Source organism: Paracoccus haematequi (genome assembly GCF_900631945.1).
GTDB lineage: Bacteria > Pseudomonadota > Alphaproteobacteria > Rhodobacterales > Rhodobacteraceae > Paracoccus > Paracoccus haematequi_A.
Genome location: NZ_UZWE01000029.1, coordinates 66,156 through 90,613, shown reverse-complemented (window position 1 = coordinate 90,613; position 24,458 = coordinate 66,156). Strand labels below are relative to the sequence as shown.

The window sequence follows — 24,458 nt, the reverse complement described above, 5'->3', positions numbered from 1 at the left end:
CGCGAAGCGCATCACCACACCGCCCCATGACCGTCCTGGAATGGGCCATGCTGCTGGCCCTTGCCGCGGTCTGGGGCGGGTCGTTCTTCTTCAATGACATCGCGGTGCGGGAACTGCCTGTCTTCACCGTGGTCGTATCCCGCGTGACGCTGGCGGCCGTCATCCTGCTGACGATCATGCGGCTGCGGGGCCAGCGGCTGCCGCGCGGCCGGCGGGTCTGGGCGGCGTTCTTCGGCATGGGGCTTCTGAACAACGCAATCCCGTTTTCGCTGATCGTCTGGGGGCAGCAGCACATCGCCTCGGGCGCGGCTTCGATCCTCAACGCCTCGACGCCGCTGTTCACGGTCCTTCTGGCCCACCTTCTGACCCGTGACGAGCGCATGACGCCGGGCAAGGTCGTCGGCGTTCTGATCGGCTTTGCCGGGGTTGCGGTGATGATCGGCCTGGATGCGCTGCACGGTCCGGGCGCCGGTGTCGCCGCCCAGTTCCTTTGCCTTGCGGGCGCGATATCCTATGCCGTCGCGGGGCTTTATGGCCGCCGGTTCCGGGCCATGGGCATCGGCCCGATGGCCACCGCGACCGGACAGGTCGTCGCATCCAGCGTGATCATGCTGCCGCTTGCCATGGTCGTGGATCGGCCTTGGACGCTTCCGCCTCCGGGTCCGGCCGCCATCGGCGCGCTGATCGGCGTGGCGGCGATTTCGACCGCGATCGCCTATATGCTCTACTTCCGCATCCTCGCCACGGCGGGGGCCACCAACCTGCTGCTGGTGACGTTCCTGATCCCGGTCAGCGCGATCCTGCTGGGAACCCTGCTGCTGGAAGAACCGCTGCTTCCGCGCCAGGTCGCGGGCATGGCGCTGATCGGCGCGGGCCTGGCGGCCATTGACGGGCGGCTGTGGAAGGCCGCCACCCCCCAGAAAGGAACCCTGGAATGAGCATCGACGATCAACGATGGCGCGCCGTCGAGGACTGCGACCTCAGCGCGGCGGGAACCTTCGTGTACGGCCGGGACAGCGATCAGATCTATCATTCGCCGCTCTGCCGCAACCGGCCGGTGGTTGTGACCACCGGAGGCTTTCGGCATCGATAGCAGGGCCGTCACGCCTGCCGTCCCGGCCAGCCGCAGGGCCAGCGGCCCTGGGCGGGGTCGTCCCAGGCGGGCATGTCCAGCCAGGGATACCAGCACAGGCCCGCCACGGGCACGCCTGAAAGGGCGATCTCGGCCTGGACATGCGCCAGCCAGTCCCAGCGGTCGCGGATATGCGGAAAGCGGCGGTGCGCCCGCCGCAGCCCCTGGTGCCAGCCGGTTTCCGTGATCATCACCGGCAGGCGGTAACGGTCGGCCACCGCGCGCAGCACCCGGTGCAGGGGCTCGATGGCGTGGTGGGGGTAATAGTTGACGCCGACCATCCGCACATGGCCGCTGGCCACCAGCCGGTCGGTGGCCCGGAACACGGCGGGATGCAGGTGGTGGAACGGGTCGCAGGTGGCGAAGCGCGGGCCGCCCGGCAGGCAGGCGGCGGCGGCCATCATCCGCAGCGCCATGTCCGTGGCGCGGCCCGGCATCATCCCCGACACCCGCCGCCCGACCGAGGGTTCGTTGACCGCGATCGCCCAGGCCCCCGGCGGCAGCGCCCGGCAGCAGGCCAGGGCGTGCTGCGCGGGGCGCGGCGGGGCGTCGAAATGGACCAGATCCCAGATCACCGGAAATCCTTGCGGCACGGCATTCACCCGCGCCGCGATGTCGTGGCGCCAGGACAGCCCGTCGCGGGCGCCCGCCGCGCCCTGCTGCCGGGCCACGTCATAGTGATGGGCCATCGCCGCCTGGGGCAGGTGCCCGGTCGATTGCAGCAGGTCGTGGCCGTTCCAGTGCAGCCGCCCGCATTCGAAGCCCGCCAGGATCGGCGCGGGCTGGCCCGGCCGGGGCGAAAAGGCGTCGGGGAAGGGCAGGGCGTTCATGGCGGGGTCCGAAAAATCCTCTGGCCTGGGGACAGGCCGGGTGCGAGGAGGCTGGCGCAAGGGGGGATTTGTCAGCCGGGCGGCGAAACTCGTAAACCGTGAACACCGTGCCGCCTGGCTGATAAGCGCCTTATGTCTGAAGTTTACGCGCCGGGAAAGCTGTCCTTTCGGACAGGATCCGGCCGGAACAATCCCTGCGGCGACCCGTTCGTCCCCAGCGGGCAGGAGGGGTCGATGGACGATATCGCGGCACGGGCGCGGAACCTGGGCATCCAGCCCGAATACGAAGGCGTCGGCGGCACGCGTCACCGGGTGCCCGAGGCCACGCTGGAACGGCTGATCGCGGCCTTCGGTCCCGGCGCGGCGATGACCCCGCAGCGGCTGGAGGCGCCGCCGGGCGCGCGCTGCCGCCTGCCAGGGGACAGCCGATGCTGGGGCGTGGCGGTGCAGCTGTATCAACTGCGGTCGGCGCGCAACTGGGGCATCGGCGATTTCGCGGATCTGTGGGACCTGGCGGCGATTTTGGGCGCGCAGGGGGCCGATTTCATCGGGCTGAACCCGCTGCACGCGCCGTTCCTGGCCGCGCCGGGGCGGTGCAGCCCGTTCTCGCCCTCGAACCGGCGGTTCCTGAACCCGCTTTACCTGGCGGTGGACAGGATCGCGGGGTTCGATCCGGCGATGATGGACCAAGGCGCGGTAGACAGCCTGCGCAGGACCGATCTGGTCGATTACCCCGGCGTCGCGCGGGCCAAGCTGCACGCGCTGCGGGCGCTGTGGGACGGGCTGGGGCGGCCCGATGCCTCGGACCAGGCGCGGGCGCGGGGCGGCGCGGAACTGGACCGGCACGCGCTGTTCGAGGCGCTGTCCGCGCGAATGGCGGCGGCGGGGCAGGGGGCGGGCTGGACCGCCTGGCCCGCCGCCTGGCGCGATCCCGGCGGTGCCGAGGTGGCGGCCTTCGCCCGCGACCATGCAGCCGAGATCCGCTTCCATCGCTGGTTGCAGGACCAGACGGCCCGCCAACTGGCCCGTGCCCGCGACGCCTGCGCCGAAGCCGGGATGGGCATCGGCCTGTATCTGGATCTGGCCGTGGGCGAGGCCGCCGACGGGTCGGGAAGCTGGGGCAATCCCGATGTGCTGGCCGATGTGCGGATCGGCGCGCCGCCCGATTACTTCAACGAACAAGGGCAGGACTGGGCCTTGGCGCCGCTGTCCCCCGCCGCGATGGCCGCATCGCGCGCCGCGCCATTCGGCAGGCTGATGGCGGGCGTGATGGAACCGGCGGGCGCGGTCCGGCTGGATCACGCCATGGGCCTGTGGCAGCTGTTCCTGATCCCGAAGGGGGCGGGGCCGCAGGCGGGCGCCTATGCCCGCTATCCGCTGGACGACATGCTGCGCGCCCTGGCCCAGGCGTCCCAGGACAGCGGCGCCCTGGTCGTGGGCGAGGATCTGGGCAATGTGCCGCCGGGCTTTCGCGCGGTGATGGCGGCGGCGGGGATCCTGTCCTATCGCATCCTGTTCTTCGAACGCGACGCTAAGGGCGGCTTCCTGCCGCCGGGGGATTATCCCGACCTGGCCCTGGCCTGCCTGTCCACCCACGACCTGCCGACCTTCCGGGGCTGGTGGGGCGGCCAGGACATCGCCCTGCGCCAGAGATTCGGCCTGATCGGCGCAGAGGCCGCCCGCGACCAGGCGGCGGCCCGCCCGGCCGAGCGGGGGGCGCTGATCCGCGCCCTGGCCGAGGCCGGTCTGTGGGACGGCGGCGAGGGGGCGGACGGCGATCCGCCGCCCGACCTGGTGGCGGCGGTCCATCGCTTCGTGGCGCGCACTCCGGCCCGCCTGATGGCCGTCCGGCTGGAGGATCTGGCGGGGGACGACCGCCCCGTGAACCTGCCCAGCACCGAGGGCGAATATCCCAACTGGCGGCCCCGCCTGGCCCGGACGGCCGAGGAGATCGCCGCAAGCGGCCTGTTTCGCGCCATCGTCGCCGGAATCGCGGCGGAACGGCCCAAGGCGTGATCAGCGCAGCCGGTGCAGTCGGGAAATGTCGCGGACATGCAGCAGATGCACGCCGGTCTTGCGCGACAGGGCCTTGGCGCTTTCGGTATAATGGCCGGTTGTGATCACAATGGCGGTGTCGACCCGGTGGAAGGCCCGGCCCAAGAACGCCTCTTGCACGGCCTTGTTGCCGACCGCGCCGTCATGGCGCTTGCACTGGATGCCGATCCGGCGGCCGCCCTGGCGGGCGATGATGTCCAGGCCCTGATCGCCCGATCCCGCCGTCACCTCGGCCCGCCAGCCATGCAGCTCCAGCCGCTCCGCCACCCAGCGTTCGAAGTCGTGCCCGTCGCGGGGACAGGCCGCCCCGCGCGCGGCCTGGCGGGCCTTGGGCCTTGGCCGGGGCGTCGTAGACCTGGCGCGGGGCCGGGCGCGCGGCCCCGCCCGCCGACTTGCCCGCCGCCGGGCCTTGCGCCGCCGCGCGGCGGTGCGGGGCAGGAACAGTCCCGGCAGCAACAGCGCGGCCAGCACCACCCCCGCCAGGGCGGGCTGGGCATCGGGGGTCGGCCCGGTGCCCGCGAAACCGGCCATCAGGAATCCCCCGATCACGATCAGCGTGGCCGACAGAACCCCATAGCGGAACAGGTAAAAGGCGGTTGCAAGCAGGCGGCGCATCGTCTTTCGGGAAGGACAACCCTGGCGCGATCATCGCCCAGGACGCCCACCCTAGCGCCGCATCCGCGTGTCGACAATCGGTCCCCGCGAAAGCCCGCGGCAAGGGATCCGGGTGGGGTGCTTTGATCCCGCGGTTCTTGCCGGGGGCGATGCCGGTTTTCTGTTTCCTTCCTGTTCCGTGCCGCTGGGATGCCCGCGACCCCAGGCCACGCTTTTCGGTCAGGGAACTGTCGGATGCGGGCCGCCCAAGAGGTCATGACCGTCGGCAGGTTCGACTATGCCGCCCAGGCGCTGCCCGCGATGATGTCCCCGGAAAGGCCCGGCACACGGGGGTGACCGCTTCCTGCAAGGGGGGCGGCGATCGGAAGGCGGAACCAATCGCGCGTGGCCCGGTTGCGGTTTTGCAGGACAAGGAACTCCCGGATGCCGCATGATCCCCCGTCGCCGGTCACCTCGCTGGATCGCTTCGTCGAGGCGCAGCAGGACAGTCATGACACCGCGCTGTCCGAATTGCGGCAGGGGCGCAAGCAGAGCCATTGGATGTGGTTCATCTTTCCGCAACTGCGCGGGCTGGGGCAGTCGGCGATGTCGCAGCGCTATGGCATCGCGAATCTGGACGAGGCGAAGCGGTATCTGGCCCACCCGGTCCTGGGGCCGCGGCTGATCCGGAGCGCGGAAGCCGTGCTGGCCCATCACGGCCTGTCGGCCGAGGCGATCTTCGGGCCAGTCGATGCGGCCAAGCTGCGATCCTCGGCCACGCTGTTCGCGGCGGTTCCGGGCGCGCCGGACGTGTTCGACCGGATCCTGCAACGATTCTTCAACGGCAACCCCTGCCGCGCGACGCGGGACCGGATCGCCTGACCGGCATCCCCGAACGGGCGGCTGGCGCGATCAGGGGGTCGAAGGGCGCGATCCCGGCTTGTGCTTTGGCTTGGTGGGGTCGGGGAAGCCTTCGTGTTCGTCCTCGGGGACCGTGTGGCCGGTGTCGCGCGTCGTTCCGCGAATGCCGTCGGGCAGGACGCCGTCCTTGTCGGCCGGGGGTTGCGCGGGGGTCTTGCCGGGTTCGTCCTGTCGGGCCATGTCCTTCCTCCGTCCGCCGTGATGGCAGCGCAGGAGAAACCGGCTTCGGGCGGCTTTTGTTCCGCCGTTCCGGCCGGATCAGGCCCCCAGATCGCGCAGGATTTCCGCGCTGCGGGGCATCCGGGCCAGGCTCGCCTCGATCCGGCTGCGCCAACGCGGCCCGCGAGAGCGGGCGTCCGCCAGGGCCTCGGCCAGGTCGTCGGGGCGGTCCTGGGCCAGGGCCTCGATCAGGAAGGCCGCCTGGCCGCGATCCTTGCGCGCTTTCGCCTGGTCGGGTCCGCCCTTGCGGCGGTCGGCCACGATCAGCTTGTGGATCGCGAACCGTTCGGGGCGCGGGATCTGGACCAGCACCCCCGACCGATACAGGGCAAGCGCCGGGATCGGATCCGCGATCAGGAAGTTCAGGTAATGCAGCGCCAGCGCGCTGACCCCCAGGGCCGGAAGCGGCTTGACGCTTTCGTCGCCGAAGGCGGGGGTCAGGAATTCCACCATGGCGGTGCCGCGCGTCTGACGCCATTTCCAGACCTGCCGGTCCTGCACCCCCGGCACCGGGTCGAATTCCAGCGTTTGCAGGATCTCGCCGGGGTTTTCCTGAACCCGGTCGCCAAGCGCGACCGACAGCCGGTGGAAGCTGGCGAAGTCGATATCGCCGGTCTGCGCCAGGTCGTCCGATCCCATGCGCAGGCCCAGTTCGCCCTGATAAAGGCCATAGGCTGCGGTCCCGACCAGCGTGCCGCCCAGCCGGAACACCCCGGCGCGGGCAAAGGCCGACAGCAGCGATCCGGTGTCGCGATCCGTCGCGATGAAGCCCTCGGCCCGGAGGACGCGGGCCAGGCGCGCCATGTCCCGCCGCCGGTCCCCCGCTTGGGCCTTCAGGTCGGCGGCCCGCGCCAGGCGCTGCCGCAGATCCGGCGTCCCCTCGCCCAGATAGCGGCTTTTCATCTGGGTGCCGATGCGGAACTTGTCGTACAGATAAACGCGGCCGTTGCGCACCCGTTCCTCGACGCTGCCGATCAGGTCCGAGGCGCTGTCTTCCAGATGCAGGCGCAGCAGATCCTGATAGGCGACCTGGGCCGCGCGGGATTGGGACTGGACGGTCATTGGGCATCCTGGGTCATGTGCAGCAAATATATTCGTGCTGCACACAAGCGCAAGGGGCCGGGGTTCAGGGCACCAGGTCGCCCTGCCGCCGGCGGCCTCAGTCGGTTCGCCGGGCCGGGGCGATGAAGCATTCGTCCACGGCGGTGTCGATTTCCTGGGCGACATGCTGTTGCAGCGTCCAGATATAGTCGTCGTGGATGCCGTGTTCGGCCAGTCCGCGCGCGGTGCGCAGCAGGTATTCGGCCCCCGACCCGGCCGCGCCCGCCGCGCGGGCCAGCCTGCGCGCCTGTTCCTCGACCGTCAGCCGCGCCGTCAGGGTGCCGACCGGATCGGCATAGAAGGTCAGCGCCTCTTGCCGCCCGTTTTCGGTCTGGACCGTGATCCAGCAGGCATTGCCCGCCAGTTCATGCGCCACCAGCTCGCGGCGCAGGATGTCGCGCAGGGACTGGACCTCGGTTCCCTGGGCGATGTCCAGGACCAGCCCCTCGCATTGCCCGCCGCGCGCCAGGGCCAGCATCAGCCCCGGCCGGTCCGGCGAGCCGCGAAAGTGATCCAGCGAGATCGAAAAGCTGCGATGCCAGCCGATCGCCGTGGCCCGCCGCCGCGCGCCCACCGCAAAGCCCGGATTCCAGATCAGCGAGCCATAGGCGAAGATCGGGATCGGCCGGGGCCGCCCCCGCGTCAACTCATCGGCCAGGCGGTCCAGATCGGCGTCATCCAGCATCCGCCAGCGGGGATCGTGCAGCGGCCCCTGGGCCGGGGCGATCCGGGCCAGGTGGCGGTCGGACAGCAGGATCGGACGAGAGGTGGTCATCGGAATCCCCGAACGGCGGCGTCGGCTTCCTTTTGCCGGGTCGGCGCGCGCAAGCCAAGCGCAAACCCGGCAATGGCGGGGAAGGCGCCGCGCCGTTCGCGCGGCGGCAGGGGTCTTACGGCCGCAGCGAGAGGTAATGCAGATAGCGGTCGTAATGGGCGACCACATCGGCGATGATCTCCTCTCGGTCATAGCCGAAGATGTCGTATCCCCGGCTGCCCTGCGCCAGGAACACCTCGGCCCGGTAATAGCGGTTGCGCCCGCCTTCCCCGCGCGCGGCGTCGGTCAGCGCGAAGGACGGGATCGGGCGGCTGACCGGCTGGACGCGATACAGGAAATCGCTGATCCCCTCGCCCAGGTCGATGCGCAGGATCACGGCGTCGTCCTCTCGCGCGATCTCTCCGCCATGGCCGCGCCGGGCCAGTTCGGCCTGCACGGCGTCCAGGGCCTGGGTCACGGTCCTGTCGATGAACTCCGTCACCTGCCGCTTGCCCGGATGGCTGACGATGGCGCCCAGGCGGCGGCGCCAGCTTGCGCTGCCCTCGCCGATCAGGGGGGCGGCGGGCAGGGCGGCGCTTGCGGTCAGCGCCACCTCGTCCGTCAGGCCCTTCCAGATGCCGAAGCACATGAAGACCATGACGATCGACAGGGGCGCCGCCGCGATCACCGCCGCCATTTCCACCGCGTCCAGACCCCCCGCCAGCAGCAGCCCGCCCGCGACCCCGCCGCAGGTCAGCGCCCAGAAGACGCGCAGCCACAGCACCGGCTCCTCGTCCCCCTTCGAGGTGATCATGGCGATCACCAGGGCGCCCGCGTCGGATGCGGTGACGAAATAGATCGCCACCAGCAGCCCCGCCAGCCAGGCCAGCCAGGCCGAGGCGGGCAGGTATTCGAACACCGCGAACAACGCGATGGGCATGTTTTCCGCCACGGTCCGAGAGATCGCGCCCCCGGCCACGTTCAGATCCTGCCAGATCGCCAGGTCGCCGAAGATCGTGAACCAGATGCAGCTGAAGCCGGCGGGCGCGAACAGCACGCCCAGCAGGAATTGCCGGATCGTCCGCCCGCGAGAGATCCGGGCGATGAACAGCCCCACGAAGGGCGACCAGGACATCCACCAGGCCCAATAGAACAGCGTCCAGCTGCCCACCCAGTCGGTCGGCTCATAGGCATAGATGTGGAAGGTCCGGGTCACGAAGCTGTCGATGTAAAGGCCGATATTCTCGACGAAGGCTTGCAGCAGGAACTGCGTCGGACCCAGGATCAGGATCAGCCCCATCAGCACGAAGGACAGGATCAGGATGAATTCGGACAGCCGCCGGATGCCGTTGTCCAGCCCCGTGGCGACCGTCAGCGTCGCCAGCAGCGTGACCACCGCGATCAGGCCAAGCTGGATGTTGATGGTCTGCGGCAGCCCGAACAGATAGGCCCCGGTCGCGTTCAGCTGCGCGACCCCCAGCCCCAGCGAGGTCGACAGACCGGCCAGCGTGCCGACCACCGCGAAGATGTCGATCATGTCGCCCAGCGGCCCGTTCACCCGGTCCCCCAGCAGCGGCCGGAAGGCCGAGCGGATCACCAGCGGCTCGCCCCGCCGGAACCCGAAATAGGCCAGGGCCAGCCCCATCACGGCATAGATCGCCCAGGCATGGACGCCCCAGTGGAAGAAGGTGATGCTCAGCGCGTCGCGGGCGGCCTGGGGGCTGCCGGGCGCCGCGTCGGGCGGGTTCGAGAAATGCATGATCGGCTCGGCCACGCCGTAGAAGACGATGCCGATCCCCATGCCCGCGCTGAACAGCATCGCGATCCAGGTGCCATAGCTGTAGTCCGGCACCGATTCGTCCGGCCCCAGGCGGACATTGCCCAGCGGGCTGATGGCCAGGCACAGCAGGAAGATGACGAAGCCGCCGACGGCCAGCATGTAGAACCAGCCCATCTCTCTCAGCACCCAGTCGTTGGCGACCTGGAACAGCGCCGAGGCGGCGTCGGGATTGAGGATGGCAAAGGCGATCAGGGCCAGGGACACGACGGCAGAGCCGAAAAAGGGCAGGGGTGCGATACCTGTCAGGCGCACGGAATTCTCCTTGGTAAGGGCGTGATGGCCGCCGGTGGCGGCTGACGGATGCGGCGGCGCAACGTGGCGGCGGGTCTTGGTAACGCGTCCGTGAGGTCGCCGGTTCCGCCCGCAGGTGGGTTGGCAGACCGCGCGGAAGGCGCGGTCCAAGGTCGGGAAGCGCCCTTCTAAACGCCGATTCCGGGGCTTGGCCACTCCCTGACCCGGAAAAGCCGGTCCGCAGTCGGCGGCCCGCCGATCCCGGATCAGGCTTGGGAGCACCCCCGCCACCCCATGATGCTTGCTATCCGCCCCTGCGACCCCGCCGCCGCTGGTGCCTGGACGGAATCGAGGCGCGCCGACCCCGAGAAGAAAATGATTGACGTCTGTCATTTTCGCCCTGATGCTGGTCCCAGGGGGAACAATCGTCCATGGGAAATCCGACGCTGCATGACGTGGCGCGGGCTGCTGGGGTCAGCTATTCGACGGCCGACCGCGTCTTGAACGGGCGCGGTGGGGTGGCGGAGAAGTCGATCCAGCGGGTCCGCCAGGCCATCCAGGATCTGGGCTATCGCCGCGACATGACGGCGGCGAACCTGTCGCGGCGGCGCAGCTATCGCTTTGCGGCCTATGTCCCGCAGGGCGACCATGGCTTCTTTTCGGCGATCCGCCGCGCCTTCCTGGCGGAATCGCAACGGCGCGCGGGCCAGCGGATCGCCATCAACCTGCGCGACGTCACCGAGCCGGTGACCGATTGCGACTGCGCGGTGACGGTGGGGGCGGACCAGGACCGGATCGACGCGCTGACGGCGGCCGGGATTCCGGTGGTGACGCTGGTCTCGGACAGTCCGGGCGCGCGGCGCGCCTATATCGGCATCGACAATCTGGTGGCGGGGCGGACGGCGGGGCGGCTGCACCGCATCGCGCATCGGGGCGGACCCGCGCGCGTCCTGCCGATCCTGGGATCCGCCGGTCTGCGCGATCACCGCGACCGCTTGGCCGGCGCGATCGAGGTGTTGGGCCCCGGCAGCCTGCTGCCCGCCATCGCGGTCGCGGACGATCCGGGCCGGATGCGCGCCCTGCTGGAACAGGCCTTGCGCGACGATCCGGGCATCACCGGGCTTTACTCTATCGGCGCGGGCAATCGCGGCCTGATCCCGCTGATGCGCGAGAGGGGCGGCGACCGCCCCTTCGTGGTGCTGCACGAACTGACCCCGCATTCGCGCGCGGCGCTGCAAGACGGCCTGATCGACGTGGTGATCGACCAGAAACCCGCCGAGGAGGTCGCCCGCGCGCTTGATGCGATGAAGGCCATCGCCGATGGCGAGGCGCCGGCCCCCGTCGCGATCACGCCCGCGATCTTTTTCAAGGACAACCTGCCCGGAGACACCCCATGACCGGCTATTTCGACCCCATCGCCCCGCTGGCCTTCGATCCCGATGCGGACGGCCCGGCCTTCCGCCATTACGACCCCGACCGGATGATCCTGGGCAAGCGGGCCGAGGATCAGCTGCGCTTCGCGGTGGCCTGGTGGCACAGTTTCGGCTGGGAGGGCGGCGATCCCTTTGGCGGGCGCACCTTCGACCGGCCCTGGTTTCCCGCCGACACGATGGATCTGGCCGAAAGCCGCGTCGATGCCGCCTTCGATTTCTTCCGCATCCTGGGCGCGCCGTTCTTCTGTTTCCACGACCACGACGTGCGACCCGAGGGCGCCAGCCTTGGCGAAAGCCGCGACCGGCTGAACCGCATCGCCGATCTGATGGCCGCGAAGATGGAAGGCGGCGGGCCGCGCCTGCTGTGGGGCACCGCCAACCTGTTCACCAACCGCCGCTATATGGCCGGGGCCGCGACCAATCCCGACCCGGATGTCTTCGCCTATGCCGCCGCGACCGTGCGCGACTGCCTGGACGTGACGCACCGTCTGGGCGGCGAAAACTATGTCCTGTGGGGCGGGCGCGAGGGGTACGAGACCCTGCTGAACACCGACCTGGGGCGCGAGCTGGACCAGATGGGCCGGTTCCTGTCGATGGTCGTCGATTACAAGCACAAGATCGGCTTCAAGGGAACGATCCTGATCGAACCCAAGCCGCAGGAACCCACCAAGCACCAGTACGATTTCGATGTGGCGACGGTCTATGGCCTGTTGTCGCGCCATGGGTTGGAGGGCGAGGTGAAGGTGAACATCGAACAGGGCCACGCGATCCTGGCGGGCCATACCTTCGAACACGAGATCGCCCTGGCCAACGCGCTTGGCATCTTCGGGTCCATCGACATGAACCGCAACGACCAGCAATCGGGCTGGGACACCGACCAGTTCCCGAACAGCGTCCCCGAGGTGGCGTTGGCCTATTACGAGATCCTGCGCGGCGGCGGGTTCACCACCGGCGGCACCAATTTCGACGCCAAGATCCGGCGCCAGTCGCTGGATCCGCTGGATCTGGTGATGGCCCATGCGGGCGCGATGGATGTCTGCGCGCGCGGGCTTGAGGCTGCGGCAAGGATGCTGGAGGAGGACCGGCTGGAGGCGGCGCGCCGCGACCGCTATGCCGGATGGCAGCGGCCCGAGGCGCAGGCGATGCTGGCCCCCGGCGCGACGCTGGAGGACATCGCCGACCGGGCCGTGGCGGCGGGTCTGGATCCGCAGCCCGTGTCGGGGCGGCAGGAGATCCTGGAAAATCTGGTCAACCGATATGTCTGAAGGGGGACAGCCATGAAGACCATCAAGGGACCGGCGCTGTTTCTGGCGCAATTCGCGGGGGACGCCGCGCCATTCGACACTTGGGACGGCATCACCCGCTGGGCGGCCGATTGCGGATACAAGGGCGTGCAGGTGCCAAGCTGGGATGGCCGGCTGTTCGACCTGGCGAAGGCGGCGGACAGCAAGGATTACTGCGACGAGGTGGCGGGGGTGGCCGCCGCGAACGGCGTGCAGATCACCGAACTGTCCACCCATCTGCAAGGCCAGCTTGTCGCCGTCCACCCGGCCTATGATCAGGCCTTCGACGGCTTCACCGTGCCGGAGATGCGGGGCAACCCCAAGGCGCGGCAGGAATGGGCTGTGGATCAGGTCAGGAAGGCGCTGACCGCCAGCCGCAACCTGGGCCTGACCGCCATGGCCAGCTTTTCCGGCGCGCTGGCCTGGCCCTTCGTCTATCCCTGGCCGCAGCGTCCGGCGGGGCTGGTAGAGACGGCCTTCGACGAACTGGCCCGCCGCTGGCGTCCGATCCTGGATCATGCCGAGGACTGCGGCATCGACATCTGCTATGAAATCCACCCCGGCGAGGATCTGCACGACGGCGACACGTTCGAGATGTTCCTGGACCGCGTGAACGGCCATGCGCGGGCGAACATGCTGTACGACCCGTCGCATTACGTCCTGCAATGCCTGGACTATCTGGACAATATCGACATCTACAAGGACCGCATCCGCATGTTCCACGTCAAGGACGCGGAATTCAACCCGACCGGGCGCAAGGGCGTCTATGGCGGCTTCCAGCCCTGGGTGAACCGGGCGGGGCGGTTCCGGTCCCTGGGCGACGGACAGGTGGATTTCGGGGCGATCTTTTCCAAGATGGCCGCCAATGATTTCGACGGCTGGGCCGTGGTGGAATGGGAATGCTGCCTGAAACACCCCGAGGACGGGGCGCGGGAAGGGGCCGAATTCGTGCGCAGCCATATCATCCGGGTGACGGAAAAGGCCTTCGACGATTTCGCGGATGGCGGCACCGATGACGCGGCCAACCGCCGGATGCTGGGGATTTCGTGATGGCGCGCATCAGGCTTGGCATGGTCGGCGGCGGCAAGGACGCCTTTATCGGCGCGGTCCACCGCATCGCCGCGCGTCTGGACGGGGAATTCGAACTGGTCGCCGGGGCGTTGTCCTCGACCCCGGAAAAGGCGCGCGACAGCGGCGCGGCCCTGGGGCTGGACCCCGACCGCTGCTATGGCAGTTTCGAGGAGATGGCCGGGGCCGAGGCCGCGCGTCCCGACGGGATCGAGGCGGTCGCCATCGTCACCCCGAACCATGTCCACGGCCCCGCCGCTGCGGCCTTCCTGCGGCGCGGCATCCATGTGATCTGCGACAAGCCGCTGACGGCGACCATGGCCCAGGCGGCGGATCTGGAAGCGGCGATCCGCGCCTCCGAGGCGCTGTTCATCCTGACGCACAACTATACCGGCTATCCGATGATCCGGCAGGCCCGCGCCATGATCGCGGCGGGGGATCTGGGGGCCATCCGCATCGTCCAGGTCGAATATGCGCAGGACTGGCTGACCGAAGCGGCGGAGCAGACGGGCACCAACAAGCAGGCCGAATGGCGCACCGATCCCGACCGTAGCGGGGCGGGCGGGTCCATCGGCGATATCGGCACCCATGCCCATAACCTCGCCTGCTTCGTCACTGGCCTGACGGTCGAAAGCCTGTCGGCGGATCTGCAAAGCTTCGTGCCGGGACGGCGGGTGGACGACAACGCCCATGTCCTGCTGCGCTTCCGCGAAGGCGCGCGCGGGATGCTGTGGTGTTCGCAGGTCGCGCCGGGGAACGAGAACGGGCTGCGCCTGCGCGTCTATGGTGAAAAGGGCGGGCTGGAATGGGGGCAGGAGGATCCGAACTATCTGTGGTTCACCCCCTTCGGTGAACCGAAACGCCTGCTGACCCGGCGCGGGGCAGGGGCGTCGGACGCCGCCAATGCCGTCAGCCGGACGCCGGGCGGCCACCCCGAGGGCTATCTGGAAGGCTTCGCCAATCTCTATGCCGGGGCCGCTCGGGCGATCCGCGCGGCGCAGGCCGGGCAGCGCGCGCCGGATCTGGACCTGCTGCCGGGGCTGGCGGAAGGGCTTGCGGGCATGCGCTTCATCGACGCCTGCGTCCGGTCGTCGCGCGACGATGCTGCCTGGGTGACGATGTGAGCGTGCTCGCGCTGAAAAACGTCAGCCGCAGCTTCGGCCCGATCGAGGTGCTGCATGGCGTGGACATCGCCCTGCGTCCCGGTCGGGTCCATGCGCTGATCGGTGAAAACGGCGCGGGCAAGTCCACGACCATGAAGATCCTGGCGGGATACCAGCCGCCCTCGTCGGGACAGGTTCTGCTCGACGGCCGTCCGGTCGGCTTCGCCAGCATGGGCCAGGCCGAGGCGCAGGGCATTTCCATGATCCACCAGGAATTCAATCTGGCCGAGCAGCTGACGGTGGAACAGAACATCTTCCTGGGCCGCGAGTTGAAGCGCGGCCCTTTCCTGGACAAGCCCGCGATGCGGGCGCGCACGCGCGATCTGCTGGACCGGCTGGAATGCCGCGTGGCGCCCGACCGGGTGGTGTCCACGCTGTCCAACAGCGACAAGCAGATGGTCGAGATCGCCAAGGCCCTGCTGCGCGATACCCGCGTGCTGGTGATGGACGAACCCACCGCCGTTCTGACGCGGGCGGAAACCGCGATCCTGCTGCGCCAGGTGCGCGCCCTGCGCGAGGCGGGAACGGCGGTGCTGTTCACCTCGCACAAGCTGGACGAGGTGGAGGCCATCGCCGACGACCTGACCATCATGCGCGACGGCCGCGTGGTCTGGACCGGAGAGGCCGCGGCGATGGACCAGCATGCGATGGCCAACGCCATGGTGGGACGCGAGATGTCGGATCTGTTCCCCGCCAAGGTTTCCACGCCGGGCGAGGTCGCGTTGCAGGTCGCGAACCTGACCGTGCCGGGCTTTTCCCGCGACATTGGCTTCACCCTGCGCCGGGGCGAGGTTCTGGGCGTCGCGGGCCTGATCGGATCGGGCCGGACCGAGACCTTCGAGGGGCTGTGCGGGCTGCGCCCCGCCACCGGCGACGTGCGCATTTTCGGCCAGCCCGCCCGCATCGACCATCCCTGGCAGGCGCAATCGCTTGGCCTGTGCTACCTGACCGAGGACCGCAAGACGCGCGGGTTGCTGCTGGGCAAGGGGCTGCGCGAGAATCTGACGCTGCAAGCCCTGTCGAAATTCAGCCGGGGCCTGCTGGACACCGGGGCCGAGGAGCGCGCCCTGGACCGGGCCATCGCCGACTTCGACATTCGCGGCCATCGCGGCGCCCTGGTCGGCAACCTGTCGGGCGGCAACCAGCAGAAGCTGCTGTTCGCCAAGACGATGCTGGCCGACCCGCAGATCGTCGTCATCGACGAACCCACGCGCGGCATCGACATCGGCACCAAGCAGCAGATGTATGTCCTGATCCGCCGCCTTGCGGCCGAGGGCCGCGCCATCGTCGTGATTTCCTCGGAAATGCAGGAGGTGATCGGCTTGGCCGACCGCATCCTGGTCATGCGCCATGGCCGCATCACCGGAGAGCTGGGCGCGGACGCGACCGAGGACGCCATCGTCAAGCTGGCCATGGGCGTGGCCACGGAAAGGGAACCCGCATGAGCGACGCAACCGCGCCACGGCGCATCCGCATGACCGTGATCGGGCCGATCCTGGCCCTGGTCCTGCTGGTCGTCGCGGGGGCGCTGATGAACCCGAATTTCCTGGGCTGGGACAACGTGACCAACGTCCTGGCCCGTTCGGCCTTCATCGGCATCATCGCCGTGGGCATGACCTTCGTGATCACGGCGGGCGGGCTGGACCTGTCGGTCGGCTCCATGGCGGCCTTCATCGCCGGGCTGATGATCCTGGTGATGAACAGCCTGGTGCCCAGCATGGGCGTCGGCATCCCGGTGATCCTGGTCGGCATGGCCGTGGCGCTTCTGGCGGGGCTGGCGGCGGGGCTGCTGAACGGCATCCTGATCACCCGGCTTGGGATCGAGGCCTTCATCGTCACCCTTGGATCCATGGGCATCTATCGCAGCCTGGTCACATGGCTGGCCGACGGCGGCACGCTGTCGCTGGATTTCGCCCTGCGCAGCCTCTACCAGCCGGTCTATTACGGCGGCATCTTCGGCATCACCTGGCCGATCATCGTCTTTGCCGTGGTGGTCGTGATCGGAGAGATCGTGATGCGCTCCACCGCCTTCGGCCGCCACTGCGCGGCCATCGGATCGAACGAGCAGGTGGCCAAGTATTCGTCGGTCCGCGTGGACCGGGTGCGGCTGACGACCTATGCCGCGCTTGGCCTGCTGGTCGGACTCGCCACCATCATGTATGTGCCGCGCCTTGGGTCCGCGTCATCCGCCACCGGCATGCTCTGGGAGTTGGAAGCCATCGCCGCCGTCATCATCGGCGGCACTGTGCTGAAGGGCGGCTTCGGCCGGGTCTGGGGCACGGTGATCGGCGTCCTGATCCTGACGCTGATCGGCAACCTGCTGAACCTGACGGATTTCGTATCGCCTTACCTGAACGGCGCCATTCAGGGGGCCATCATCGTTCTCGCTGTGGTCTTGCAGCGCGAAGGCAAAGCCCGCTGAGCGGGTTCACATGGGAGGAAAACACATGAAGCATCTCGTATCCGGGCTGGCCATCGCCGCCGCGCTTGCCGCGCCCGCGCTTGCGCAGGAGGGCGAAACCAAGGTGATCGGCGTGTCGATCCCGGCGGCGACCCATGGCTGGGCGGGGGGCATGAACTATTTCGCCCAGGCCACCGTGGACCGGCTGGAGGAAACCTATCCGCAGCTTGATTTCGTGCTGGCGACCGCGTCCGACCCCGCCAAGCAGGTCAACGACATCGAGGACATGGTGGCGACCCGCAACATCGACGCGCTTGTGGTGCTGCCCTTCGAATCCGAGCCGCTGACCGGCCCGGTCCAGAACGTCAAGGCATCCGGGGCCTGGATCACCGTGGTCGACCGGGGCCTTGCGGTCGAGGGCATCGAGGATCTGTATGTCGCGGGCGACAATCCCGGCTTCGGCCGGGTGGCAGGCGAATACATGGCGACCGCGCTGCCCGAAGGCGGCAAGATCGTCGTGCTGCGCGGCATCCCGACCACCATCGACAATGAACGGGTCGAAGGTTTCCAGGCCGCCATCGAGGGCAAGAACATCGAAGTCCTGGGCATGGAGCATGGCGACTGGAACCGCGACAAGGCGTTCACCGTCATGCAGGACTTCCTGTCGAAATACCCGCAGATCGACGCGGTTTGGGCGTCCGACGACGACATGGCCGTGGGCGTGCTGGGCGCCATCGAGGCGGCGGGACGGGACGACATCAAGTTCGTCCTGGGCGGCGCGGGCATGAAGGAAATGATCAAGCGCACCATGGACGGCGACGCGATGATTCCCGCCAACGTCACCTATCCCCCCGCGATGATCGCCACCGCCATCGAGATCACCGCCGTGGGCTTGGTCTCGCAGGCGCCGGTGTCGGGCGATTTCATCATCGGGTCGGTGCTGGTCACGCCCGAGAACGCCGAGACCTACTACTATCCCGACAGTCCGTTCTGACGGGACGGCGTCGCGGCCCCGTCACCGGGCCGCGACCGCAGCCTTGCGCCGTTCGGCCATCACCGCCTGGAAGTTCGACAGCAGGATGATCCCGCCGCCCAGGAACACCCACAGGTCGATGGCCTCGGCATAGAAGTAATATCCGACGACAGCGGCCATCGGCACGCGCAGGAAGTCGATGGGGATCAGGATCGAGGCGTCCAGCCGCCTGAGGGCCTGGGCCTGGCAGTAATGCGCCGCAAGCGCGCCGACGCCCGCGACCACCATCCACGGAACGTCCGTGACGGCCACCGGCCGCCAGTCCGTCAGCGCGGCCAGCAGGCCCAGCGGCAACTGGATCAGGATCATCCAGACGACGATGGCGCCGGGCGAACAGTGCTGCGTCAGGCGCTTCACCAGGATCAGCGACAGCCCGTATCCGGCGGCGGCGATCAGAACCAGGGCGGCGGCGGGATCGACCATGCCGATGCCGGGCCGCACGATCACCATCACGCCGATGAATCCGCCCACCGTCGCCAGCAGGCGCGGGCCGGTCAGCCTTTCGCGCAGCAGCAGCCAGGCGAACAGCGTCACCCAGATCGGCATGGTGAATTCCAGCGCGAAGACCGAGGCCAGCGGCAGCAGCACCACGCCGATGGTCCAGAAATACTGCGCGGTGAAATGGATCACGTTGCGTGCCAGATGCAGGCGCAGTTGCGCGGCGCGGCGCACCTCGGGGAACAACGACCGTCCCACGGCCAGGATCACGAACAGCCCGACAAGCGCGCGGAAGAACAGCACCTGCCGGATCGACAGCGTTTCCGCCATCTCTCGCGACCCCACCGACATGCCGATGAAGGCGGTCATCGACAGGGCCATCCAGATCAGCCCCTGGGCGAAGTCGGACCGCCTTGCGGGCGCTGTCGTGCTGTCGGCCATCTTTGCCCCCTTCGTCAAACCGCCGGACCATAGGCCGGATCGGGGGGCGGGGGAAAGGCCCAGAAAGACAAAAGGCCCGCCGATGGCGGGCCGGATCGTCAAGGGGGCGCCGGTCTTAGACGCGCGACATCGCGGCCATGGCGGCGGGGGTCGGCGTGATCCCCAGGCGGCGCAGGTCGGCCATGGTGGGGGCGTGATGCGAATGCACCGCGGCCGAGGCGGAAATCGCGGCTTCCACCACCTCCAGGAACGCGCGAAGGCGGGTCACGGCGGTGCGAAGGGCGGTCATGGTCAGTCTCTCTTTCTGTCCTTGGTTGACGCCCTTTAGATGGGGTCTGCCAAGCCGCGCCGCAACGCGGCGAATGCGCAGATCCGCCATGCAGACCGCGCATGGGCATCACCCCATCCGGTATCCCGGCGTGGACTCCGACAGCGCCCGTTCCGCGTCGTCCATGTCCTCGGCGATGTCCTGGAAAAGCGGCGTCGACAGATAGCGTTCCCCGGTATCGGGCAGCATCGCCAGGATGACGGTGCCGGGTTCGGCCTTTTCGGCGATCCGCATGGCGACAGCAAAGGTCGATCCGCCCGACACGCCGGTCAGGATGCCTTCGCGCGCGGCCAGCCTGCGCGCCCAGTCCATCCCTTCCGAGCCCGGCACGGGGATCAGGTCGTCATAGCCGTTCTTGTCCAGGGCCTCTTGCAGAACCCAGGGGATGAAATCCGGGGTCCAGCCCTGGATCGGATGCGGCTCGAACGCCGGGTGGCTGGCGGCGGGGGCATGGTCGGCGCCGCGGTCCTGGGGCGTGCCGCTGCCGACAAGGGCGGCGTTGGCGGGTTCGGTCAGGACGATCTTCGTATCGGGGCGTTCGCGGCGCAACACGCGCGACAGCCCCGTGACGGTGCCCCCGGTGCCGTATCCGGTGACGACGAAATCCAGCCGCTGGCCTGCGAAATCGCCCAGGATTTCCTGCGCGGTGGTCGCCTCGTGAATGTCGGCATTGGCCGATGTCTCGAACTGGCGGGCCAGGAACCAGCCGTGTTTCTCGGCCAGTTCCACCGCCTTGTTGTACATGCCGGTGCCCTTCTGGGCCTTGGGCGTCAGCACCACCTTGGCGCCCAGCATCCGCATAAGGCGGCGGCGTTCGACCGAGAAGCTTTCGGCCATCGTCACCACCAGCGGATAGCCCTTCTGCGCGCAGACCATCGCCAGGCCGATGCCGGTATTGCCGCTGGTCGCCTCGACCACGGTCTGGCCCGGCTTCAGGGCGCCCGACCGCTCGGCGGCCTCGATGATGTTCAGGGCCAGCCGGTCCTTGACCGATGCGGCGGGATTGAAGAATTCCGCCTTGACATAGATCGTCACCCCATCCGGGGCCAGGTTGTTGACCCGGATCACCGGGGTGTCGCCCACCGTGTCCAGGATGCTGTCATACAGCCTGCCGCGCCCTTTGGTCGTCCTGATGGTTCCTGACATGCAAACACCCTCTGCAACGCTTCCATAAGCGACAATCATAGCACCGCCGTGCGCCCGGCGGCTACATCACCGCGCCGATCTGCCAGGGCACGAATTCGTTGCGGCCATAGCCCAGGTCTTCGGATTTGGTCTTCCGCCCCGATGCGACGGCCAGGATCGCGTCGAAGATCTGGGCGCCCTTCTCCTCCAGCGTCACGCCGTCCACGATGTCGCCGCAATTGATGTCCATGTCGCCCTCCATCCGCTGGAACAAGGGCGTGTTCGTCGCCAGCTTGATCGAGGGCACCGGCTTGCAGCCATAGGCCGACCCCCGCCCGGTGGTGAAGCACAGGACGTTCGCGCCCCCGGCGACTTGGCCCGTCGCCGCCACCGGGTCGTAGCCCGGCGTGTCCATATAGACGAAGCCCTTGCGGTCGATTCGTTCGGCGTATCTGTAAACGCCGCGCAGGGTCGAGGTGCCGCCCTTGGCGACCGCGCCCAGCGACTTTTCCAGGATCGTGGTCAGCCCGCCCGCCTTGTTGCCGGGCGAGGGATTGTTGTTCATCTCGCCGCCGTTGCGGGTGGTATAGTCGCGCCACCAGTCGATCAGATCGACGATCTGGCGGCCGATTTCCGGCGTTTCGGCCCGGCGGGTCAGCAGGTGTTCGGCGCCGAAGATCTCGGGCGTCTCGGACAGGATGGCGGTGCCGCCCTGGCGCACCAGCATGTCGGCGGCGACCCCCAGGGCGGGATTCGCGGTCAGCGACGAATAGCCGTCCGAGCCGCCGCATTGCAGGGCAAGCGTCAGTTCCGACGCCGGGATCGGTTCGCGCCGCGCCCGCGCCGCCACCGGCAGCAGGTCGCGCAGCCGTTCGACGCCCGCCTCGATGGTCTTGCGGGTGCCGCCGCTGTCCTGGATGGTCAGCGACTGGAAATGGTCGCCCTCGGCGATGCCATAGATGTCCTTCAGCCGGGCGATCTGGAACACCTCGCAGCCCAGCCCCACCAGCAGCACGGCGGCGAAATTCGGGTGGCTGGCATAGCCCCATTGCGTGCGCGCCAGCAGGTCGAAGCTTTCGCCCTTGCTGGCCATGCCGCAGCCCTGGCCGTGGGGCAGGGCGACGATGCCGTCGATGTCGGGGTAATCGTCCAGCAGCCCCGACCGCATCGCCTGGTCGGCGATGTAATCGATCACGGTGGCCGAACAGTTCACCGACGACAGGATGCCGATGTAATTGCGCGTCCCGGCGCGGCCGTCGGGGCGGCGGAAGCCCTGGAAATGGGCCGGGGTTTCGCCTTGGCGCAGGCCCTCGGGCGGGCGGGCCTCGGACGCGAAGGCATAGTCGCGGGCGAAGTCGCCGCCCATGGTGACGTTCTGTTCGTGAACCCAGTCGCCCGGCGCGATGTCGGTGCTGGCGAAACCGATGATCTGGCCGAACTTGCGGATCGGCTGGCCGCTGGCGATGGCCCCCGCCGCGATCTTGTGGCCGCGCGGGATGCGGCGGCTGGCCCGGATGCCGCCTTCGACCGGCGCGCCCTGCGGCACCTCGGCGATCGCCACCACGATGTTGTCGGCGTCGTTCAGTCGCAGGATATGCGGCTTGTCCATGGATCCCCCCGCCCGGTGCCTTCGATTAAGAACTGCGGGCCGGAAAGGTCAACCGCCGATCATCCCTGCGGCGTCATCGCCTTTCGCTGCCGGTTGCGTTCAAGGCCCAGGCGGCGTTCCCGCCAGATGATCATGATGCCCGCCAGGATCACCAGGGCGGCGCCGGTCAGCACGACCGGGGTCGGCGCCTCGGCGAAGACATACCAGCCGATCGCGATCGCCAGCAGCATCGAGACATATTCGAACGGCGCCACCAGCGAGGCATCGGCGAAGCGATAGGCCGAGGTCAGCAGGATCTGCGCCACGCCCCCCAGGATGCCGCTGCCCACCAGCAGCGCCCCCGTGGTGGCGTCGGGCGTCACCCAGCCGAAGGGCAGCGTCGCCAGTCCCAGCAGGGTCGAGGTGACGGAAAACCAGAACACGATGGCCGAGGTGCGTTCGTCCTGGACCAGCTTGCGGATGAACAGTTGCGCCAGGGCCGCCGTGACCGCCCCGCCGAAGGCCACCACCGCCCCCAGCGTCCGATAGGGATCGTCGCCGCCGCCCGTCTGGAACTGCGGGGACAGCACGATCACCACGCCGGTCAGGCCCATGCCGACCATGGACAGGCGGAACAGGCGCACGTCCTCGCCCAAAAACATCGCCGCGAAAATCACCACCAGCAGCGGCGAGGCATAGCCGATGGCCGTCACCTCGGGGAAAGGCAGCAGCGCCAGCGCCCAGAAGTTCAGCGCCATGGCTGCGGTGCCGATGATGCCGCGATAGAAATGGCCGATGGGCCGCACGGTGCGCAGGCCGACCGACAATTCCCCGCGCATCGCCAGCCAGCCCAGGATGACCGGAATCGCGAACAGCGACCGGAAGAAGACCTGCTGGCCGGGCGGGACGGCGGCTGTTTCGGACGTGGCCTTGACCAGGGCGGCCATGACCGTGAACACCGCCACGCTGGCGCATTTCAGCAGGATCCCCTGCATCGGGTTCTGGTGGGGCATGGCAGGACCGTCGGTGTCGGACATGCCATGGTTAGGGCGCGGGGCGGCGGCCCACAAGGGCCGTCTTGCAGAATGTGCAGAATCCGACCCCGTCAGCGCAGATTGAAGACTTCCTGGTGGAACCGCCCGGCGGGCAGGCCGTGGCGGCGCAGATCCTCGCGCAGCGCCCGGCCGAAACCGGCGGGTCCGCAGAACCAGACGCTGGCGTCGCGCCAGCCGGGCGCCATGGCCCGCAGCCGTTCCCCCGTCAGCAGCCCGTCGCGGGCATCGACCAGGACATGCAGCCGCACGCCCGCCGCCTGCGCGTCGGCGGCCAGGCGGGCAATCGCCTCGTCCTCGTGATCCGTGGTGCTGTGGATCAGGTCGATATCCTGCCGGGACGGGTGCGCGGCCAGGTGCTTCATCCGGGCGATGAAGGGCGTGATGCCGATGCCGCCGCCGATCCAGATCTGGCGCGGGCGGCCGTCGTCGAAGGTGAAGCAGCCATACGGCCCCTCGACCTGCACCGCCTGGCCGAGGCGCAGCGTGTCGCGCAGCCGGCGCGTCCAGTCGCCCAGTTCCTTGGCGATGACCATGATCCGGGGCTGCCGGGCATCCCAGGCCGAGGCGATCGTATAGGGATGCGCGCCCTCGGCCCAGTCCGAGGTGACGAAGGCGAACTGCCCCGCCTTGTGGCCGGGCCAGCCTTGGGGCAGGTCGATCTCTGCTTCCATCACATGCAGGGCCGGGTGGTATTCCAGCCGGGCGATGCGGCCCCGGACCCTGCGCCCCGCGCCGATGCGGCGCAGCAGCGCCACAAGCGCGGCAAAGGCGCCGGCGGCCATCATCGCCGCCATCGCGGCGCCCAGAAGCGTCGGCCAGGACGGGAATTTCAGCAGGACGACGGCGTGAAAGATCAGCGCCAGATAGGCCAGCGCAATCAGGCGGTGGGTCTTCTGGAACAGGCGATAGGGGATGCGCCGGATCAGCGCCACGGCGATCAGCAGCACGGCGGCGTAGAAGGCCCATTCGCCCACCTGCTCGGCGGTGCCGCGCAGCGATCCCAGCCACTGCTGGACCGCACTGCCGCCGAGCCCGCGCTGCGGGCGCCTGCCCGGTTCCAGCAAGCCCAGGCTGACCGCCCAGCCGGGCGATTGCGTCCAGGCCCAGTGCAGCACGGCCAGCACCAGCCCGCCGATGCCGAACCACTTGTGCAGGCGATACATCTTGTCCAGACCCCCCATCCAGCCCTCGGGCCAGCGGGGACGCAGCGCCAGGATCATCGCCATGCTCATGCAGGTCATGGCCAGGATGCCGGTCAGCTGGACGGCCGGGGCGCGCAGGGCGATGAAGGTTTCAGGGGGCCAGGCGGGCGTATCCGCCGCAAGCCACAGGACGCCCATCACCGCAAGGGCAGCCCAGAACGAGACCATGATGCGTCGCATGGCGATCTCCGTCATATGTTCGACGGCACGCTAGTCCCGCACA

The 24,458-nt window shown here is 68.8% G+C and carries 23 protein-coding genes; 11 read left to right on the top strand and 12 right to left on the bottom strand.

Annotation, left to right across the window (positions count from 1 at the left end):
* Nucleotides 1-26: 26 nt before the first annotated feature.
* Both PARHAE_RS09110 and PARHAE_RS09105 read left to right on the top strand, forming a co-directional pair.
* On the top strand, nt 27-938 hold the full coding sequence (locus tag PARHAE_RS09110; protein ID WP_241232740.1) for a DMT family transporter: 912 nt from the start codon (nt 27-29) through the stop codon (nt 936-938).
* Nucleotides 935-1,093, top strand: a complete 159-nt coding sequence (locus PARHAE_RS09105; protein WP_126154303.1) for an Ada metal-binding domain-containing protein — start codon at nt 935-937, stop codon at nt 1,091-1,093. Before PARHAE_RS09110 ends, PARHAE_RS09105 begins: the two co-directional genes overlap by 4 nt.
* A gap of 8 nt (nt 1,094-1,101) precedes the next feature.
* Here PARHAE_RS09105 and PARHAE_RS09100 read toward each other — a convergent pair whose 3' ends face one another.
* On the bottom strand, nt 1,102-1,962 hold the full coding sequence (locus tag PARHAE_RS09100) for a hypothetical protein (protein WP_126154302.1): 861 nt from the start codon (nt 1,960-1,962) through the stop codon (nt 1,102-1,104).
* 234 nt (nt 1,963-2,196) lie between these two features.
* On the opposite strand from PARHAE_RS09100, the gene malQ reads away from it, so the two are divergent.
* Nucleotides 2,197-3,978, top strand: a complete 1,782-nt coding sequence (malQ, locus tag PARHAE_RS09095; protein ID WP_126154301.1) for a 4-alpha-glucanotransferase — start codon at nt 2,197-2,199, stop codon at nt 3,976-3,978.
* Here malQ and PARHAE_RS21880 read toward each other — a convergent pair whose 3' ends face one another.
* Nucleotides 3,979-4,632 (bottom strand): restriction endonuclease, encoded by a 654-nt coding sequence (locus PARHAE_RS21880; protein ID WP_126154300.1) that lies wholly within the window; start codon nt 4,630-4,632, stop codon nt 3,979-3,981.
* A 423-nt stretch (nt 4,633-5,055) separates the two neighbouring features.
* On the opposite strand from PARHAE_RS21880, the gene PARHAE_RS09085 reads away from it, so the two are divergent.
* The gene (locus PARHAE_RS09085; protein ID WP_126154299.1) at nt 5,056-5,493 is read left to right on the top strand and encodes a DUF1810 domain-containing protein; all 438 of its coding nucleotides are present in this window, start codon (nt 5,056-5,058) and stop codon (nt 5,491-5,493) included.
* Between the two features lie 30 nt (nt 5,494-5,523).
* Here the strand turns inward: PARHAE_RS09085 and PARHAE_RS09080 are convergent, their stop codons facing one another.
* From PARHAE_RS09080 to PARHAE_RS09065, 4 genes are all read right to left on the bottom strand, one after another.
* Entirely contained in the window at nt 5,524-5,712 is a 189-nt protein-coding gene (locus tag PARHAE_RS09080) for a hypothetical protein (protein WP_126154298.1), read from the bottom strand.
* Between the two features lie 78 nt (nt 5,713-5,790).
* On the bottom strand, nt 5,791-6,813 hold the full coding sequence (locus PARHAE_RS09075; protein WP_126154297.1) for a nucleotidyltransferase family protein: 1,023 nt from the start codon (nt 6,811-6,813) through the stop codon (nt 5,791-5,793).
* Nucleotides 6,814-6,910: 97 nt separating this feature from the next.
* On the bottom strand, nt 6,911-7,627 hold the full coding sequence (locus tag PARHAE_RS09070; protein ID WP_164555193.1) for a gamma-glutamylcyclotransferase: 717 nt from the start codon (nt 7,625-7,627) through the stop codon (nt 6,911-6,913).
* Between the two features lie 115 nt (nt 7,628-7,742).
* Nucleotides 7,743-9,698 (bottom strand): BCCT family transporter, encoded by a 1,956-nt coding sequence (locus PARHAE_RS09065; protein ID WP_206436907.1) that lies wholly within the window; start codon nt 9,696-9,698, stop codon nt 7,743-7,745.
* A 410-nt stretch (nt 9,699-10,108) separates the two neighbouring features.
* Here PARHAE_RS09065 and PARHAE_RS09060 point away from each other — a divergent pair, with 410 nt between their 5' ends.
* Genes PARHAE_RS09060 through PARHAE_RS09030 form a run of 7 tightly spaced genes read left to right on the top strand, consistent with a single transcriptional unit; the run spans nt 10,109 to nt 18,019 of the window.
* Nucleotides 10,109-11,074, top strand: a complete 966-nt coding sequence (locus PARHAE_RS09060) for a LacI family DNA-binding transcriptional regulator (protein ID WP_126154294.1) — start codon at nt 10,109-10,111, stop codon at nt 11,072-11,074.
* Nucleotides 11,071-12,375, top strand: coding sequence for a xylose isomerase (gene xylA, locus PARHAE_RS09055; RefSeq protein ID WP_126154293.1), 1,305 nt, complete (start codon nt 11,071-11,073; stop codon nt 12,373-12,375). The genes PARHAE_RS09060 and xylA overlap by 4 nt, the downstream gene beginning before the upstream one ends.
* A 12-nt stretch (nt 12,376-12,387) precedes the next feature.
* Complete coding sequence (locus PARHAE_RS09050; RefSeq protein ID WP_126154292.1) at nt 12,388-13,443, top strand: sugar phosphate isomerase/epimerase family protein; 1,056 nt, start codon at nt 12,388-12,390, stop codon at nt 13,441-13,443.
* Nucleotides 13,443-14,585 carry a Gfo/Idh/MocA family protein gene (locus PARHAE_RS09045; RefSeq protein WP_126154291.1) on the top strand — a complete coding sequence of 381 codons (1,143 nt, stop codon included), beginning with the start codon at nt 13,443-13,445 and terminating at the stop codon, nt 14,583-14,585. Before PARHAE_RS09050 ends, PARHAE_RS09045 begins: the two co-directional genes overlap by 1 nt.
* Nucleotides 14,582-16,069 carry a sugar ABC transporter ATP-binding protein gene (locus tag PARHAE_RS09040; RefSeq protein ID WP_206436906.1) on the top strand — a complete coding sequence of 496 codons (1,488 nt, stop codon included), beginning with the start codon at nt 14,582-14,584 and terminating at the stop codon, nt 16,067-16,069. Before PARHAE_RS09045 ends, PARHAE_RS09040 begins: the two co-directional genes overlap by 4 nt.
* Nucleotides 16,066-17,046: an ABC transporter permease gene (locus tag PARHAE_RS09035; protein WP_126154289.1), complete on the top strand. Its 981-nt coding sequence runs from the start codon at nt 16,066-16,068 to the stop codon at nt 17,044-17,046. Before PARHAE_RS09040 ends, PARHAE_RS09035 begins: the two co-directional genes overlap by 4 nt.
* 25 nt (nt 17,047-17,071) lie before the next feature.
* Nucleotides 17,072-18,019 carry an ABC transporter substrate-binding protein gene (locus tag PARHAE_RS09030; protein WP_126154288.1) on the top strand — a complete coding sequence of 316 codons (948 nt, stop codon included), beginning with the start codon at nt 17,072-17,074 and terminating at the stop codon, nt 18,017-18,019.
* A gap of 21 nt (nt 18,020-18,040) precedes the next feature.
* On the opposite strand, the gene PARHAE_RS09025 is transcribed toward PARHAE_RS09030, so the two are convergent.
* The 6 genes from PARHAE_RS09025 to PARHAE_RS09005 all read right to left on the bottom strand — a co-directional run bounded on the left by PARHAE_RS09025 (nt 18,041) and on the right by PARHAE_RS09005 (nt 24,415).
* Nucleotides 18,041-18,937, bottom strand: coding sequence for a DMT family transporter (locus PARHAE_RS09025; protein ID WP_206436905.1), 897 nt, complete (start codon nt 18,935-18,937; stop codon nt 18,041-18,043).
* 115 nt (nt 18,938-19,052) lie between these two features.
* The gene (locus PARHAE_RS21040; protein ID WP_164555192.1) at nt 19,053-19,226 is read right to left on the bottom strand and encodes a hypothetical protein; all 174 of its coding nucleotides are present in this window, start codon (nt 19,224-19,226) and stop codon (nt 19,053-19,055) included.
* Between the two features lie 108 nt (nt 19,227-19,334).
* Entirely contained in the window at nt 19,335-20,411 is a 1,077-nt protein-coding gene (locus PARHAE_RS09020; protein ID WP_126154287.1) for a PLP-dependent cysteine synthase family protein, read from the bottom strand.
* 61 nt (nt 20,412-20,472) lie between these two features.
* Complete coding sequence (locus PARHAE_RS09015) at nt 20,473-21,999, bottom strand: UxaA family hydrolase (RefSeq protein ID WP_126154286.1); 1,527 nt, start codon at nt 21,997-21,999, stop codon at nt 20,473-20,475.
* Nucleotides 22,000-22,058: 59 nt separating this feature from the next.
* Complete coding sequence (locus PARHAE_RS09010) at nt 22,059-23,015, bottom strand: DMT family transporter (RefSeq protein ID WP_241232739.1); 957 nt, start codon at nt 23,013-23,015, stop codon at nt 22,059-22,061.
* A 68-nt stretch (nt 23,016-23,083) separates the two neighbouring features.
* Entirely contained in the window at nt 23,084-24,415 is a 1,332-nt protein-coding gene (locus PARHAE_RS09005) for a ferredoxin reductase family protein (RefSeq protein ID WP_126154284.1), read from the bottom strand.
* Nucleotides 24,416-24,458 lie beyond the last annotated feature (43 nt).